22 protein-coding genes and 1 tRNA gene are annotated in these 15,326 nt (G+C 62.9%); all 23 read right to left on the reverse strand.

The window, feature by feature from the left end; all coding sequences use genetic code 11:
* Positions 1-3 precede the first annotated feature (3 nt).
* Positions 4-486, reverse strand: a complete 483-nt coding sequence (locus tag PJW05_RS14085) for an HK97-gp10 family putative phage morphogenesis protein (protein WP_271407638.1) — start codon at positions 484-486, stop codon at positions 4-6.
* Positions 487-613: 127 nt separating this feature from the next.
* Positions 614-835: a hypothetical protein gene (locus PJW05_RS14090; protein ID WP_271407639.1), complete on the reverse strand. Its 222-nt coding sequence runs from the start codon at positions 833-835 to the stop codon at positions 614-616.
* The gene (locus PJW05_RS14095; protein WP_271407640.1) at positions 832-1,185 is read right to left on the reverse strand and encodes a hypothetical protein; all 354 of its coding nucleotides are present in this window, start codon (positions 1,183-1,185) and stop codon (positions 832-834) included. The genes PJW05_RS14090 and PJW05_RS14095 overlap by 4 nt, the downstream gene beginning before the upstream one ends.
* A complete protein-coding gene (locus PJW05_RS14100) occupies positions 1,185-2,207 on the reverse strand; it encodes a phage major capsid protein (RefSeq protein ID WP_271407641.1) in 1,023 nt (340 codons plus the stop codon). Before PJW05_RS14100 ends, PJW05_RS14095 begins: the two co-directional genes overlap by 1 nt.
* 91 nt (positions 2,208-2,298) lie before the next feature.
* Positions 2,299-2,565: a hypothetical protein gene (locus PJW05_RS14105; protein WP_271407642.1), complete on the reverse strand. Its 267-nt coding sequence runs from the start codon at positions 2,563-2,565 to the stop codon at positions 2,299-2,301.
* Positions 2,558-2,857 (reverse strand): hypothetical protein, encoded by a 300-nt coding sequence (locus PJW05_RS14110; protein WP_271407643.1) that lies wholly within the window; start codon positions 2,855-2,857, stop codon positions 2,558-2,560. The genes PJW05_RS14105 and PJW05_RS14110 overlap by 8 nt, the downstream gene beginning before the upstream one ends.
* Positions 2,857-4,392 carry a DUF3631 domain-containing protein gene (locus tag PJW05_RS14115; protein ID WP_271407644.1) on the reverse strand — a complete coding sequence of 512 codons (1,536 nt, stop codon included), beginning with the start codon at positions 4,390-4,392 and terminating at the stop codon, positions 2,857-2,859. Before PJW05_RS14115 ends, PJW05_RS14110 begins: the two co-directional genes overlap by 1 nt.
* A complete protein-coding gene (locus PJW05_RS14120; RefSeq protein ID WP_271407645.1) occupies positions 4,385-5,260 on the reverse strand; it encodes a toprim domain-containing protein in 876 nt (291 codons plus the stop codon). The genes PJW05_RS14115 and PJW05_RS14120 overlap by 8 nt, the downstream gene beginning before the upstream one ends.
* Positions 5,250-5,891, reverse strand: coding sequence for a hypothetical protein (locus PJW05_RS14125; protein WP_271407646.1), 642 nt, complete (start codon positions 5,889-5,891; stop codon positions 5,250-5,252). The genes PJW05_RS14120 and PJW05_RS14125 overlap by 11 nt, the downstream gene beginning before the upstream one ends.
* Positions 5,892-5,895: 4 nt before the next feature.
* Positions 5,896-6,318, reverse strand: coding sequence for a hypothetical protein (locus PJW05_RS14130; protein ID WP_271407647.1), 423 nt, complete (start codon positions 6,316-6,318; stop codon positions 5,896-5,898).
* Positions 6,315-6,560, reverse strand: coding sequence for a hypothetical protein (locus PJW05_RS14135; protein ID WP_271407648.1), 246 nt, complete (start codon positions 6,558-6,560; stop codon positions 6,315-6,317). The genes PJW05_RS14130 and PJW05_RS14135 overlap by 4 nt, the downstream gene beginning before the upstream one ends.
* Positions 6,557-6,802 carry a hypothetical protein gene (locus PJW05_RS14140; RefSeq protein ID WP_271407649.1) on the reverse strand — a complete coding sequence of 82 codons (246 nt, stop codon included), beginning with the start codon at positions 6,800-6,802 and terminating at the stop codon, positions 6,557-6,559. The genes PJW05_RS14135 and PJW05_RS14140 overlap by 4 nt, the downstream gene beginning before the upstream one ends.
* Entirely contained in the window at positions 6,799-6,963 is a 165-nt protein-coding gene (locus PJW05_RS14145; protein ID WP_271407650.1) for a hypothetical protein, read from the reverse strand. The genes PJW05_RS14140 and PJW05_RS14145 overlap by 4 nt, the downstream gene beginning before the upstream one ends.
* 284 nt (positions 6,964-7,247) lie before the next feature.
* A complete protein-coding gene (locus PJW05_RS14150) occupies positions 7,248-7,472 on the reverse strand; it encodes a transcriptional regulator (RefSeq protein WP_271407651.1) in 225 nt (74 codons plus the stop codon).
* Between the two features lie 74 nt (positions 7,473-7,546).
* Positions 7,547-8,089: a hypothetical protein gene (locus tag PJW05_RS14155; RefSeq protein WP_271407652.1), complete on the reverse strand. Its 543-nt coding sequence runs from the start codon at positions 8,087-8,089 to the stop codon at positions 7,547-7,549.
* Complete coding sequence (locus PJW05_RS14160) at positions 8,086-9,399, reverse strand: tyrosine-type recombinase/integrase (RefSeq protein ID WP_271407653.1); 1,314 nt, start codon at positions 9,397-9,399, stop codon at positions 8,086-8,088. The genes PJW05_RS14155 and PJW05_RS14160 overlap by 4 nt, the downstream gene beginning before the upstream one ends.
* 160 nt (positions 9,400-9,559) lie before the next feature.
* Positions 9,560-9,645 (reverse strand) — tRNA-Leu (locus tag PJW05_RS14165).
* A 146-nt stretch (positions 9,646-9,791) separates the two neighbouring features.
* Complete coding sequence (locus PJW05_RS14170) at positions 9,792-10,268, reverse strand: nuclear transport factor 2 family protein (RefSeq protein WP_271407654.1); 477 nt, start codon at positions 10,266-10,268, stop codon at positions 9,792-9,794.
* A gap of 43 nt (positions 10,269-10,311) precedes the next feature.
* Complete coding sequence (locus PJW05_RS14175) at positions 10,312-10,572, reverse strand: hypothetical protein (protein ID WP_271407655.1); 261 nt, start codon at positions 10,570-10,572, stop codon at positions 10,312-10,314.
* A 15-nt stretch (positions 10,573-10,587) separates the two neighbouring features.
* Positions 10,588-12,645, reverse strand: a complete 2,058-nt coding sequence (locus PJW05_RS14180; RefSeq protein WP_271407656.1) for a pyridoxamine 5'-phosphate oxidase family protein — start codon at positions 12,643-12,645, stop codon at positions 10,588-10,590.
* Positions 12,646-12,697: 52 nt separating this feature from the next.
* Positions 12,698-13,324, reverse strand: coding sequence for a glutathione S-transferase family protein (locus PJW05_RS14185; protein WP_271407657.1), 627 nt, complete (start codon positions 13,322-13,324; stop codon positions 12,698-12,700).
* A 171-nt stretch (positions 13,325-13,495) separates the two neighbouring features.
* Entirely contained in the window at positions 13,496-14,398 is a 903-nt protein-coding gene (locus PJW05_RS14190) for a LysR family transcriptional regulator (RefSeq protein ID WP_271407658.1), read from the reverse strand.
* A 2-nt stretch (positions 14,399-14,400) separates the two neighbouring features.
* A complete protein-coding gene (locus tag PJW05_RS14195; protein WP_271407659.1) occupies positions 14,401-15,297 on the reverse strand; it encodes a LysR family transcriptional regulator in 897 nt (298 codons plus the stop codon).
* Positions 15,298-15,326: the final 29 nt, after the last annotated feature.

Genomic DNA, 15,326 nt, shown 5'->3' on the forward strand with positions numbered 1-15,326 from the left:
CTCCTACTGAGCCAGCTTGTCGAGCGCCTTGTTCAGCTCGACAGCCATGGTATCGGTGACGTTGTCGGTGTTCTCTTCCAGGGCGGGACGCATGAAGGGCTGGGCGGCCTGCTGCTCGGTACCGAACTCCAGGAATCGCCAGTACCAGGTGTCGCCGCCGGGGTTGTCCTTCAGGTTCTTCACCCCCACCAGGCCGCCGAGATTGGTGTCACGGGCACCACCCAGCACGCCGACGCGCATCACCACGCCGCCCACGGTCTTGCTGCGCCGGCTGGATTCCTGAACCACGATGTTCTTGGCGATGTTCTCGGCGGTCGCCGGGTCGTCGGCGGTCTTGACCTTGGCGCGGGCAGCGTCGCGAACGATGTTCATGGCCTTGCGGGAGGCCCGGCGAAGCGCGGAGCGCTCCACCTTCGGCCCGAGTTCGCGGAGCTTCTTCACGATCTTGTCGAGGCCTTTCAGGTCCACTTCAAATGCTGTCGGCATGATGACCTCCAGAGGAGAAAGGGTTGCCTGCCGCCGAGCGTGCGATATCGCGCTTGATATCTCCGGAGGGCTGCCCGCGCAGGCTGTCGCGGTTGTTGTGGACACTCACGACTTGTCCCGTGGATCGCTATTCCGTTGCCGCCTTGATGGCGATTTCTGCGGCCTTGGCGAAGGCCGCCCGCAGGTCGTCGAAGGTGCCGTAGTCGTCCAGGTCATCCTCTTCGAAGTACCCACGGGCAGCTGCGAGGGCCAGGCGCTGGAAGGTGCGGCCGTCAAGCCAATCGGCGTGCTGGGCAATGATTCGGCTCATGGCTTCGAGCACGTCTTGCTTGTTCTCGTGGTCGCTCATCGTTGCGCTCCCTTGGCCGAAAGCTGCCAGTCAGAAGCGGCTTCGTCGGGTGCCTTGTTGGTGGCCTTCACCGCGGTCCAAAGGCTGCCCTTATGGGTGACGCAATCGCCGCGGCGGTAGTCCAGGGCCCGCTGCCAGGTACCACAGTATTTGAGGCCGCGGTCTGCTAGCAGTGCCTGCTCCGACTCCAGCTTCTCGATACGCTCAAGTACCTTCGCGATCTGGGCGGACAGAACGGCGCCGGCAGCCAATCCGAATGCCTCGGACTTCATGCCTTGATCGGCGAACTCCTTTGCCCGCTCACTGATCCGCTTAACCAGCGACTCAGCACGGTCTGCAGTGGTGGCCATCATTCACCCCACTGAACGCCGGAAAGCCAGGCGACAGAGCCAGCGCGCGCGACTTCCCAGTTCAGGAAACGCTCGGCCAGAGCGGCGGTCAGGTTGTTCTGCCAGAGGGAGAGGAACTGCGGGCCATCGGGGCCGCCAGATATCCCGATGGTGGAGAGGGAGGAATGTTTGATCTGCACACCTTCATCGGTGAGCAGAATTCCGGCGGGATCAATCAATGCGACGACAGCTCCATTGGAGTCCACCGGTACCGAATCGCTAGTTACCACCGGCACGCCGAAGAAGTCGCCACCGCGCACCGTCAGGCCGGTTTCACCAAGCGCTGCCTGCATGAGCGACAGGGACAGGGCAGTCTCCGGGTGCATCACCATAACCGCAGTTTCAAGCGAGCCCTCAAAAGCTGCGAACAGGGCCCGGATGTCTGCCCGCACCGCTTCGGCATCGGCACCCGAGGACGGCACAGGCGTCACTCCGTTGGTGACCGATGCCGGAGATTGATTGGGAATTCCGCCGTTACTGGGGTCGAGGAAAGAGATCCCCTCAAGACTGGCAATCGGATTCACCAGGTCGTTGGTCACTGCCGACTCGAAGGCCGCGCCCTGCCCGTCCAGGAGTTCCTTGGTCAGCACCAGCAGGCCGGTGATCTTCTTGGATTCGAGGCTCTTCTGCTCGAAGGCGGTATGCGTGGCAACCTTCTGCGCACCTTCAGCAGTCCAGTAAGCAGCCGGCCTTTCGGTCTGAGCCAGTACCCGCGTGTGGGCGGGGACATAGCGGAAGGGCGAGATGGCGTTGATCTTCCCGATCAGGGATCGAATCTGAACCAGTTCGATGAAGCCCCGGCCTGCCGAACGGAAATCCGGGTCGGCATGGAGATCTCCCGTGCCGACAGTGCTCTTCTCCAAAAACCTCACCGCAGGATTGGCGTAACCGTACTGGTTCTTGGACAAATTGAGCGCTTCGCCGGGTCTTCCGCCGGCGCTGAGCAACGCCTTCACATATTGGGCAAATGCAAGTTCGCGCATTGTTTTCTCCAACGAGATTGAGTTGGAGAAATGGTCACAACCTGGCGGCCGGGAAACCATGCCGCCAGGTGACATCCAATGATGCCTGGTGCTATTCGGTGCCGATCTCTATCCAGATCGCGATATCGCGAAGCCTGTAACTCACCTGGCAGCCGGCCATTGGGATCCGGTAGTGCCGTGGGGCACTACCATCTCCCGTTCGCATATTTTTCAGATGCCCAGCGGAGATATTGAGCAGAGCTGCTGCATCCGTTTCGTTCACTCGGAGATCGCCAGTAAGGGCGATCCCCTGCTCCCGGCAAGCCACCAGCAACATCCTCGCAGTCGCCTCAACACGCTGCTCGAACGTCTCAGCCATGATCGACCTCCACATCTGGCCAGCGCCAGCGCGCAGCCTCCAGGGCCTCGGTGCGGGTCATGGGTTCGCCGATCATCGTGGCAATGGACTTGCCATCCCGCAGGACTTTCCAATTGCTGCGGCGCTCCTGACCATCGTTGGCCGCGAGCTCCGCCAGCAACTCCAGACGGTGGGACTTGATGTAGCAGCGAACGTCGTCGGTCAGTTTCGAGGCTGGGGAGACCACCAGGCGCCTGCCGTTCACCTTCGCGGTAAGCCCATGTTCGTGGAGGAAGTCGATAGCGGCGCCCATCAGAATTCCTCCTTGTCGTTCTCATCCCAGAGCTGCTCCCCCTTCACGTCCTCTTTCCCGTGCAGGGGTGATTTATCCGTCACATCGTCACACCCCTCGCCAGCCGTGACTTCCAGCGTTTTTTCATCCGTCACAGCGGGGGCGTGTGTGACGCTTCCAGAAACGCTGGAAGCCGCGTGGTTATTGGTTTGTGACGGTGTGACGCTTGTGGCGGGGGTGTCGGTGGAAAGGTACCGGCCGAAGGCATCGCGGAACTGATCCAGCGAGTACCCTTTTTTGGTGTCGAAGCCCTGGCGAACGGTGCCAGATTTGATCCCGAAGTCCGCCAGCTTGTGCGACAGCTGCCGAGCCGACATGGGCTTGCCGCGATTCCAGGTCGCCCAGGGTGCTTCCTCGTCGGCGACCAGGGCGTCCAGCAGTTCGGCGCTGAAGATCTTGGCTGTCGCCTTGGCATCAAATACCGCCTTCACATCGGCCAGCAGCTCGGCGCCGATGCTGGGCGCCTCACCTTCCAGTCCGTGAAGAGCGATCGCAGCATGACGGGCAGACTTGGGCCAGTGACTACCCGCCAGGTCGGCAATGGCCAGCAGCGGCTCCCAGGCATCGTTGGCGCGATCGTTCAGCCCTGTGATCGGCGTGGGCCTGGCCTTGCCGATAGCATCGGCACTGTCCTGGGCGAAACGGGCCAGACGCGAACGCAGCTTTTCCCAGAGGGCCGGATCGGAGTGGCGCAGGCTTTCCACGCTCTCCCCTGGGGTACGTCGGCGCAGGCGTAGCGGCACGCTGCGGTCGGCCAGGGTGTCGGCGATCTTGCCGATTCCGCACAGCGCCTTGGCGCCCCAGACGTTGAACGGCGTCGGCAGGTGATCGTCACCCACGCAGCGAATCACGATGGCGCTGTCCCGGGTGAAGCCGGCATTGAGGATGCCGCGGGCGTCCTCATGCGCCGCCAGGAAGGCGTCCACCTCATCAATCAGCAGGGTTGGCGACCACAGCTCAATGGAGCGGAACAACGCGGCAGGCCCGATGTTCGCCACCTGCAACGAGCGGTTGGCCAGCTTGCCCAGGGCGGTCAGCAGAATGGACTTGCCGCAACGCTTCTCCGGCGCGGTGATGTTGGCGATGGGCGCTACCTGCACCACATCAATCAACCAGGTGAAGGCCACCCACAAGGCAGCAGCGCGCAGCGTTTCCTTGTCGGCAATCACGTGACGCGCCAGGGTGTGGGTGATGTCGTCTAGCAGGTCGGCGCCGTCCACCAGAGCGGGCCAAGGCTCCACCTCGGCGAAGATGCTGATACTGGGCGCGGTGTCGTCGTTGCTGCTGGCCGTGATCCGGTCGAACTCCACCATGCTCAGCTGCTTGGTTTCCTTCACCTGGATGCGCAGCCGGGCGAAGGCCGCCGGGTCCTTGCCGCGCATGGCCTTGAGTTGCTCGAGGATCTTTGGCTCGTACAGGGCACCGGCATCGCTGGAGAGGTTGCGGATCGCCTCCTGGACGGGGCTCTTCGCCTCGAGGGTGAGGGGGTTACTCATGGGCAGCCCTCCAGTTGGCCAGGTCGTTGAAGTCCGAGAGGTGATCCGGCACGCCAGGCGGCCAGTCGGGGAAGGTCACCAGCCCCCCCACCGCGAGGGCGGCAGCGGTCGCCGCGGTGCGCCCGGGATTGCCTGCGGTCTGGCGGTCGTCGTCGCCGGCGATCACCAGCTCGATCAGCTCGCCGTACTTCGCCCGCAGACTCCGCGCCACCGGGTCAAGGTTACCGGCGTTCATTCCCGCAGCGACCGGGCAGCCACTGTGCTGGTGGAGCGTGGCGGCGGTTGCCCAGCCTTCGCAGATGTACAGCCGCCGGCCGAGCTCGATGCGCCCCAGGGCCGAATAGGCGCCCTTGACCTGGCCACCCGAGAGGAAGCGCTTGCTGCCGTCCGGGCCGATGCGCTGCAGGTTCACCAGTTGGCCGCCGTGGTACAGCGGCACCAGCAACTGGTCGCCGTGCTGGCGCAAGGCATGGGCGCGAACCTGCTTGGCCACCAGGTACGGATGCTCGGGATCCGCGCGACGGGCATCACGCCAGAGGCGATTACCGTACTCGGCTGCCGCCTTCTGACGCTGGCGCAGCTCCGCCTCCCGCTGCCGGCGGGCCTGCTCGATGCGCTTGCGCACCTGCTCGGCCTCGACCGGGTTCGCCGGCTCCCGGCTGCTCCAGCTATGCGAACTGCCGGCCTTCCAGCTGCCGAAGCAACCGGACGCGATGCCGTCGGCGAACACCACATACCATCCGTTGTTGGTGCCAGTACGGTCGCCCGGCACGTGGAAGCGATGGATCGCACCATCAGCGACAGGCACAAAGCTCAATTGCCCGAAGCTATCCTGCAGTGCTTTGAGGAACGACTGTTCAACGCCCATAGCGACCTCCCCGACCGTCCAGTACCGTCAGGGATTTGCCCAGGAAAACCGGGGCTTCGGCGCTGACCCCACAGAGCAGATCAGTAACTTCCTCTCCCCCGATGATCCCCTTCAGCTGGAGCTGATCTGCCAGGGCCGATACCAAGTGCCAATGCTGGCGAATGAGCACCCGAGCTCGACGGACAGCTACACGCTCCACCTTGGCGCGCTGGCTCTCCGGGAGAAACGCCAGCAGGCACCGGGCATCGGAAAGATCCAACGATCCGGAGCCGACCATGATTGAGAGCAGTGACGCTCGCCGATAGATGGACTCAGCCACGGGACCGGCAAAACAGCCAATCAGATCGCGATACACAAGCTCCTCAAGACGAGGATTGCCGTCATGCAGTCCGAACTCCAGCGCAAGCTCCGGCGCGACAATGCAGGGGGAGTGCCATACACGACCTGACATTCCATCGCCGGCTTTCACCACCTCCTCGCGGGTGCGGGCGACACACTGCTTGATGTGGAGGCCATTCCACCAGTAGGCAACAGCGTGGCCTGCCTCGTGGACACAGACCTGGCGGCGAACTGGCTTTTCTTTGGGCAAGCCGATCCCGTTCGGCGCGATGGCGCCGTTTTTCATGGTCATGGTGTTACTCCTTGGCCGAGTTCAGACCGGCGTTGGCCCGCGTGAGCAGCTGCTTGATGTCCAAGTCATCCACAGCGTGACAGCCGTGGTGCGCGGCACCGACGATGCAGGGCGCTATCTGGCGCATGAAGCCGAGTACTTGTCGGCTCAGCGAGGCGAACTGCTCGTCGTTGGAGACACGGGCCTTGTCCAACATGGCAAGCACCACGCCTTCCACCAACCAGGCGGATTCCTGGGACTTCTCGTCCTGTTGGCGAAGATGGATCAGCAGCATCTGAGCCAGGGCGATCCCGGTGTCATAGCCGCCATGCCCGCCCTGCAGTGGCACGTCCCACAAACTCCAGCCGCCGCGACTCTCACCCACAAACGGCAGTCGGTGGCTGGCGTATTGCCGATTCGGCTTGTAGCGAAGGGATACGCGGCTCATGGACGGTCCTCCTCGGCAAGCTGTTCGACCTCAAGGCCCTTATCCGAGAGCACGGTGCCCAGGACCTTCAGGCCACTCAACAGGCCGCCCAGCTGAGGGGCAGTCAGGAACTCGGTGCCGTCGTGGCTCTCTCGGCGGATCTGGTCTTCTTCCAACAGCTTGGCGATGGAGTTGACCGCCAGGCCGGCATGCATGATGGTCTCGCCGAGCGCTTCGGCTCGGAACTTGAGCATGGCGTTCATTGCTGCTCCTCCTCGCTCATTTCGCACAGACGGAGGCCGATTTCGTTCATCAGCTCGCCGATGACCAGGACGGCGCTGGCAACTCCGTAGTTCAGTTCGTCGGTCATGTGGTGCTCACAGCCATCAGCGCCCAGCAGCTCGGCCAGGGCGCACAGGCCGATGCCGGCTTGTTGAACCACTACGGAGCGGCGGTTTACCTCGCGACGGAGGTCCAGGTCGACAGCGGTATTTTGATTGCTCATTGCTGACCCCCTTGCGCTTCGAGAGCACGGGCGCGGGCCATGGCTTCGTTGTAACGGGAGAGGCGAACAGAGAGGGAAGAGTTGCTGCGCAGGGCGGCGAAGGCACGGGCCTTCCAGGCGGCAGCGTGAGAAATGGACGAACTAGGGCTAGGGGTATGCATGGGTGGAGCTCCTAACGTTGGGTCGGAGCTGCCACGAATCGCCGCGACGCGATTAGGGGTGGCAGCCGTGCGCGGGTTCGCGGACCGGGACGTTAGGAACCCGGCACACCCGAAGGTGTCCCACGCACGGCCACCATAGAGCGGCATTGCGAGCACAAAAAAAGCGCCTGCAATGGTCTTGGGGGCGCTTGTGCGCCTAACGTTCAACGGGCCGCGACGCCCGGCCACGGGATTGACCGTGACGGGCAAACCATACCGCCGACTCAAAGGAAGCGCAAGTACGATCATGCTGCGTCCCTCGCGGCGATCTTCGATTGCAGCCAAGCCTCCACCTCGGCTGCGACGTAGTAAGCAGCGGCCTGCCGGCTGTCACTGAACTTGATCGGTTTCGGGAAGGTGGGGTCTTTCTTCTTGAGCTTGTCGAGGCCAGAGCGGGACTGTCCGAGCTTTTTGCACAGGTCAGGCTGGGGGATCAGGGCCTGGTCAATGTCAGGGTGATTTGGGTGCATTTGAGCGCCTCCGTATGGGTGACGCTCATAACGATATGAGCCAACAATCGATAGCTAGCGATAGTAACGACTGGCTATTTTTTGCTCTCGCCTCTGGCGATGCTCAGTTGCTTTTTGAAGGTGGAAAACTGCATTCCGCCTGGATTACCTTCCCAAGTGATTCGTGAAGAGTTAGTCGTGTCTTCCGTTCCATGTTCTTCAGGCGCCATTCCGAGCCGATCGAGTCCGGAGTAAAACTCTGGCCACAGTTCCTTCGCGCTGAGGTTTGATCCCCAGCGATCTGTGTATGCTGCCAAGCTAGCAATCAATCCGAGAGCACTCTCAATGGAGTTCTCTTCTCGTTTTCCCCAGCGCGCGTCGGCTCCAGCCTTGCCTGCCGCTGAGCGGGCCTCGGCTTGTTTTAGTCTCTCGAGATAGAGCTCAAGCTTCGCGTCATGTAACTCCTGCGAGATTCGCCTAAAGGCTTGCTGGCCTTGAGCACGAAGTATCGGGTCATCGCTGAGGTACATACGCGCATGCGAACCCAGCAGCTGCGTTTCTTGGTCTACCCAACTGATTCGATGGTCGGTCCCATCATTAAATTTATATACGACGAAGATCTGAGGCTTGGCGTTCATGCTCGCTTGATCTCCACGACATTACCGCCCTGCTCCACCGGATGCGCGAAATCGTAGGGCGTCACATGTCGTCCCCGGTTGGCATCCAGGTAGTCCGCCCACCACTGAACCATGAGCCGGCGCTCTTCCAGGTGCTCGGCCTTGTGGATGTAGGCGGCCCGTACCGAATTGCGCTCCTGGTGGCTCATCTGCCGCTCCACCGCCTCCCGACTCCACAGCCCCGACTCCACCAGGGCGGAGCAAGCCATCGCGCGGAAACCGTGGCCACACACCTCGGTCTTGGTGTCATAGCCCAGGCGCCGGAGGGCTGCGTTCACGGTGTTCTCGCTCATCGGCTTGTGATGGTAGTGGTCGCCGGGGAACACCAGTTCGAAGCGCCCCGACAGCATGTGTACCTGGCCCAGCAACCCGAGTGCCTGACGGCTCAGCGGAACCAGATGCGGGGTGCGCATCTTGGCGCCGCGCTCGGAGTGCTTCACACCCTCGATGACATCGCGCTCGCCCGGGATCGTCCAGAGGCTGCGCTCCATATCGATCTCTCCCCAACGGGCGAAGCGCAGTTCACTGGAGCGAATGAACACCTGTAAGGTCAGAGAGACCGCCAGGCGGGTCAGGGGACGTCCCTTGTAGGCCTCGAGGCGCTGCAGCAGTTCGGGCAGGCGCTCCAGCGGGAGCGCCGGCCGGTGCTGGGCCTTGCGAGTAGCGGTGGCGCCCACCAGGTCGTTGGCCGGGTTGGTCTCGAGGTGCCCATGCTGGACGGCGAACCGCATCACTCCGCTGATGTACTGGCGGAGACGGCTGGCAAGATCCAGATGGCCGTTCTTTTCAGCGCTCTTCAGCGGCACCAGCAGGTCGCGCACCTTCAAATCGGCGACACCCCGATCCCCCAGGATCGGGAACAGGTGCTGCTCCATCCTCGTCAGGATCTTCGCTGCATGGTCCTTCGACCACTTGCGCGCGCCCGCGGCGTGCCACTCGAGGCCGATCGCCTTGAACGTGTTGGTCGCTGCGGCCAGCACCTCGGCCTTCTCGCGCTTGGCGTGCTCGATGGGGTCGATCCCGTGGGCTAGGAGCTCCTGGGCCTCGGCGCGCCGGTTGCGGGCGGATTTTAGCCCCAGGGCGGGATAGCTGCCGAACGTGGCAAGACCGCCTTTCCCGTTCGGTCGGGTGTACTTGAAGCGCCAGACCTTACTGCCATTGGCTTTCACCAGCAGGAACAGGCCCTGGCCATCGAACAGGGTGTAATCCTTCTCGCGTGGCTTGGCGGCCTCGCACTTGGTGTCTGAGAGCGGGGTTACGGTACGCGCCATAGGTATACGACTCCTTGCCGAACCGGCGTATACCTAAACATATACCTAAAATGGGTATATGTGTGGAAGCATGCGGAAACGTGCAGGAACAAAAAACCGGCCAAGATGGCCGGTTTTTCTGGGCTTCAGACTCATATGGAGGCATCTGAAACCATCTCAATGGTGCCCGGAGCGGGACTCGAACCCGCAAGCCCAAAGGGCGAAGCATTTTAAGTGCTCTGCGTATACCGATTTCGCCATCCGGGCTGGAGGGGCATTGGTGCAGGGCGCTGATTTAAGCCCAAATAAAATTCCGAATCAATCACTTAGGCGCAGAACAATCACGTTGCAACTGCGCCTTTCCGGCCCTGGCGACGCAATGTGCCCCCACTGTCGCTTCCGTTGCCGCGACGTTACAACCCCAGCTCGGACAGACCTGGGTGGTCATCGGGGCGACGCCCGAGCGGCCAGCGGAACTTTCGCTCCGCCTCGGTAATGGGCAGGTCGTTGATGCAAGCGAATCGATGCGCCATCAAGCCGTTCTCGGCGAATTCCCAGTTCTCGTTACCGTACGAACGGAACCAATTGCCGGAGTCATCATGCCATTCGTAGGCATAACGGACCGCAATGCGATTTTCCGTGAAAGCCCACAGTTCCTTGATCAGGCGGTATTCAAGCTCCTTGTCCCACTTGCGCGCGAGAAATGCCTCGGCCTCGGCCCGGCTGGTGACGAACTCTGCACGGTTGCGCCACTGGGTGTCCGGGGTATAAGCGAGCGCCACCTTGGTGGCATCGCGGCTGTTCCAGCCGTCTTCAGCCAGCCGGACTTTGAGGATGGCGGTCTCACGGGTAAAGGGTGGAACCGGTTGACGCACTTCGGACGTAGACATGGCGATTGCTCCTGATGGCAAAGGTGTGTGGGGGTGACGCGGCTCAGTTGGCCGATAGAACGCGACTCCAGCGAGTGGATTGGCGGGTGGTCGTTCGCAAGACATGCCACAAGCTGGAGAGGCGGCCGACCAACTCATAGGTCGATTCCTTGGCAACACCCGCCGGGCGCTCGAGCCCGTCGACCAGCTGTGGCAACAGAAGGCTCGTATCCCACTCCATGGCGTCGGCGCCCGAGGCCATGGGCGAATCGCCCCATGCCAGAAGCTGGTCCTCTTCCCAGCGACGAAAATCTGTTCTGTTCATCTCACGGCCTCCTCGTTAAAGGTCAAGGACCAGGGGGCGTGGGGTGCCCTCGGTTTGCGCCGGGACGGCGCAGCAGATCAGCACGTTGTCGCCGTCCGGCAACTGCGCGGGTGGATGGGTGTAATGCACGGAGCCACTGATCAACCGGGCTGCGCAGGTTCCGCAGGAGCCGCCACGACAACTGAACTCGGGCGTCAGGCCGCGGCTTTCGGCCAGCTCCAGCAGGCTTCCGCCATCGGGCTTCCAGCGCGCTTCAGTGGCAGATGCGGAGAAATACACAGGCACCGGCACGTCGGCAGCGGGCGGCTGAGCCAAGGTGGGTGGCTGTTCGGTTTCCGAACGGCGCAGCGTAGAGGGGCCGAATGCCTCGGCGTGGATGCGATGGTCCGGTATGTTTACCCCGCGCAGTCCGTCGTACATGTTCTGAATGAACCCGCCGGGACCGCACAGGTAGAAATCGTAATCATCCAGCGGCAGTCGTGCCTTGACCTGGGCAAAAGCCAGGCGGCCCGCCACCTGATAATCGCGGTCGAGTAACGCCTCGGCGCCGGGGCTGCTCAGGGCACGGTGGATATGCAGCCACCCGGCCGAGCCCTGCAGCAACTCCGCCAACTCCAGCTGAAATGGCAGGTCTTGCAAGGTTCTTGCGCTCTGGAACAGATGGATCTGGCGTGCCCGCCGGTGCTGCTGGTTTTGCGCCACCAGCTCGCGGACCATCGAAATCATTGGGGTGATGCCGACGCCGGCACCGATCAGCACCACCGGTCGTTCGTCTTCATCGACCAGGGTGAAGCTGCCCAGCGGCGCCCGGACCTCCAACAGATCGCCCACCTGCACGTTCTCGTGCAGGTGGCGCGAGGCCTTGCCCTGCAGTTTCACGCTGATGCGGATATGCCCATCGGATGGCGCGCTGGAGACGCTGTAGGTCCTGACCAGAGCTTCTTGGTCCGCCGTCACGATGCGCATCGGCAGGTGTTGCCCTGGGGAAAATGGCACGGCGACGCTGTCCTGTGGCTCGAGGTAGAAGGAGCGGATATCGCTGCTTTCCTGCTGCACCCGTGCAACTCGCCATTGCTGCCACTGCCGACGTTGTTCGTAGCGCCGCACACGCTCGTCGGCCTCCTCCCAGGTGCCGGTCGCCAGGCTGGTGGGGGCGTAGTCGTGAAATTGCCAGCGAATGGCCACGGCGGCCGGGCGCAGAACCACGCGTTCGACCTCGACGGTCCAGAGGCGCTCGGCGCCTTCGAAGGTCTTGATCAAGGGGCTGTCCAGCAGCAGCTCGCTCCGTCCGCTGAGTTGCAACATGTCGCCGGTCGCAAAGTCGATGAAGAGCAATCCGGCGACAGGGTTGGCTTGCAGGTTCCCCAAGGTGTTGAAGAACAGGTTGCCGGCGTAGTCGGGAATGGTCAGCCGGTTGCCTTCGACCTTGACGAAACCGGCCCGTCCGCCGCGATGGGAGACGTCCACGGAGCGGTGGTGCGCATCATGATCGACATAGCTGGCGATGAAGAAGGTATCGGCCGCGCGAATCAGTGCGCTGGTGTAGTCGTCCAGGGCATTGAAATCCTGGCGCGGCGCCTTGCCGCTTGCAGCCTCAGAAACGCGTGCATAGGAGCGCTCCTGAATGTATTTGGGGCAATTGCCGTAGGAGTGTTCGACCGAAACCTCGAAGCCCTCTGCCGAAACCTGCTGGATCACGCCATTGATGCGATTGCGCCGGCGCGTGTGCAGCTCGATCCCCAGCATGGCAATGGCACTGCCTGCCTGCAGGCCGGAGGCGGCCGGGTCTTGCGGGTCGGGTTGTGCGGCCAGCAGCAGGCGCCGCGGGTCAGGGGACGTGACGAAGCCTTCGGTCCCTTCGAGCAGGGTGGCCCAGGGGAGACCGTCCGCATCTACCGCGCCAACCACCATGAATGGCAACTGGTGATAGAACTCCCGGTGCTGGTCGGGCATGTAGTCGCGAATGACCTTCTGCCCGATCACCTCCATCCGCTCGGAGGCGTGGACGATTTCCTGAAGCTCCCTCTCGCCAGCGTGCCAGGGGGATTTACGGTGCTTGGGCAGGTGCTCCATGGCTGGCGCTCCTCGGGCGAGCTGCCGGGGCACCCGGCAGCATGGTGGGTACTCAGCTGGCGTGCAGGCCGACGGCGGTGCGCTGCATGGGTACGAAGCCCGGCAGCGCTTCGATACGTTGCAGCCAGGCGCGCACATTCGGGTACGCCTCCAGCGATACGTTGCCTTCCGGCGCGTGAGCGATGTAGCTGTAGTTGGCCACATCGGCGATGCTGGGCTCGGCCCCCACCAGGAAAGGGCGGTCGCTGAGTTCGGCGTCCATCACCTTGAGCAGGGAATGGGCGCGGGTGATGACCTCGTCGGCATTGAATGCCGCACCGAATACCGTGATCAGCCGCGCGGCGGCCGGACCATAGGCCACCTGCCCGGCGGCCACCGACAACCAGCGCTGGATTCGCGCCTCGGTGAGCGGATCTTGTAGCTGCCAGCTACCGCTGCCGTACTTCTTCGCCAGGTAGACCAGGATCGCGTTGGAGTCACTGATCAGGGTGCCGTTGTCGTCGATCACGGGCACTTGGCCGAAGGCGTTGATCGCCAGGAACTCGGCTTTTTTGTGGGCGCCGTTTGCCAGGTCGACAAACACCAGTTCGGTGGGCAGGTTCAGCAGCGAGAGAAACAGCTCGACGCGGTGGGAATGGCCGGACAGTGGGTGGCGATACAGCGTGATGGCGTTAGGCATGGCGATGGCTCCGTCGTGGGGCGTGGGAATCAACGCAGCGGCGAACCCGGCTGGCGGTTGTTGCGTTGGTGGAGCCATGCTGCACCCATGGCGACTCAAGCAGAATCACCACGCAGAGCAATCCATAATTTCGTTTTCCGAAATAAAACGTGGGGCGAAGACGTCGTAGCCTCAGCCCATGAAGGCTGGATGGGCGCGCAGCAGGGGGGTAGCGAAGTCGATAAAGGTCCGCACCCGTGCCTCGGCGTGGCGCCCATGGCGGTAGATCAACTGCGCCGGCACACCCGGGCTGGCGAAGTCCTCAAGTACCGGTACGAGCAGCCCGCCGGCCAGCTCATCATGGGCTTCAAAGCTCAGGCAGCGAATCAGGCCCGCACCCAGTGTCGCCGCACGGATGGCCGCACGCTGCGTCGTGCAGGTCAGTACCTGTGTGGGTTTCACGAGGCGGGTGGTGCGCGCACAAGGAAAACGCCAGTCCGTCTCGTAGCCGGGAGACGCGCTCACCACGGCGCGATGAACGTTGAGATCGTCCGGTGTCTCGGGGCAGCCCCATGCGGCCAGATAGTCGGGGGAACCACAGACAATCGGCCGGACCATGCCCAGTGAAGCAGCGAACTCGGACGAGTTGGGCAATTGGCCGAGGACCAGCGCAATGTCGATGCCATCCCGGAGGAGTTTGGGTGCTCCATGGCTGCCCTGGATGACCAGATTCACGTCAGGGTAGGCGTCCAGGTAGGACAGGACTATCGGCGTCAAGACCTGCAAGTCCATCTGTCGCGGCACTGCAACCGTCAGTTGGCCATCGGGCCGAGCGTGCCGGCCGGCCGCAGAACGATCGGCACGCTCGATCTGCTCCAGGATTTGCCGGCAGCTTTGCGCGAACTGCTCACCCGCCGGACTCAGCACCACGCCGCGCGGACTGCGAAACAGCAGGGTGTTGTGCAGGCGCGCCTCCAGGGACGCAATGGTGCGCATGATGGTCGCCGGCGAAAGCTCGAGATGCCGCGCTGCGGCGGCCAGACTGCCGGTCTGCGCCACCGCTTCGAATGCCTTCATCTCGCGAAAGCGGCTCATGCTTACGCCACCGAAACCGCTTGCAGTGCTGGATCTGCGACAAGTCGAGCGGAGCAGTAGTCGACAAAGGTACGCACCTTCGCCGAGATCCGCTCGCCCCCCTGATACAACACATGCACCGGCAGGGCGGGGGTCTGATACGCCTTGAGAAGGATCTCCAGCTCGCCTTTGGCCACTGACTCGACCACTTGGTAGGACAGAACTCTTGTAAGGCCCCCGCCCATCCGCGCGGCATTGATCGATGCCTGGTTGGAACTGACTGTCAGGCGCGGCTTGGGATGCAGAACGATCGTGCGTTCGCCTACCCTGAATTGCCAGTCGGTAAGCAAAGAACTCGCCGACGACATCACAATCGGCAGCCCCAGCACATCACGGGGTTCCACGGGCCTGCCGACGCGATCAAGAAATGTCGGCGCGGCACATACGACGGTAGAGACCTGCCCTACCCTCACGGCCTGCAAGCCGCTGTCCGGCGGCTCACCGATGCGAATGGCGACGTCCACCCCCTCATCGACCATGCTCACGAGGCGGTCCACCAGGAGGGCGTTGACGGTCACCTCCGGGTGCTCGGCCAGGTACTGTGTGATCAAAGGCACCAGGTATTGTTCGCCGAACATAACCGGCGCAGTCACCGTCAGGTTGCCACGGGCGCGAACACTGCTGCCGGTGGCCAGCTCTTCGGCTTCCTCCAGGTCGAGAAGGATGCGCTTGCAGTCATCCACATAGCGCCGCCCCGCTTCGGTCAGGCGTAGGCTCCTGGTGCTGCGTGCGAGCAACAGCGTGCCCAGGCGGCTTTCCAGGCCCGCGATCACTCGCGTTACGCTTGGCGGCGACATCCCCATCAACTTGGCACCGCCGGCAAAACTCTCCGCTTCCGCGACGGCCAGCAACACCTTCATTTCCTGAAACCTGTCCACAATCACCGCCC

Origin of the sequence: Pseudomonas sp. Q1-7 (assembly GCF_028010285.1) — a bacterium.
Classification (GTDB): Bacteria; Pseudomonadota; Gammaproteobacteria; order Pseudomonadales; family Pseudomonadaceae; genus Metapseudomonas.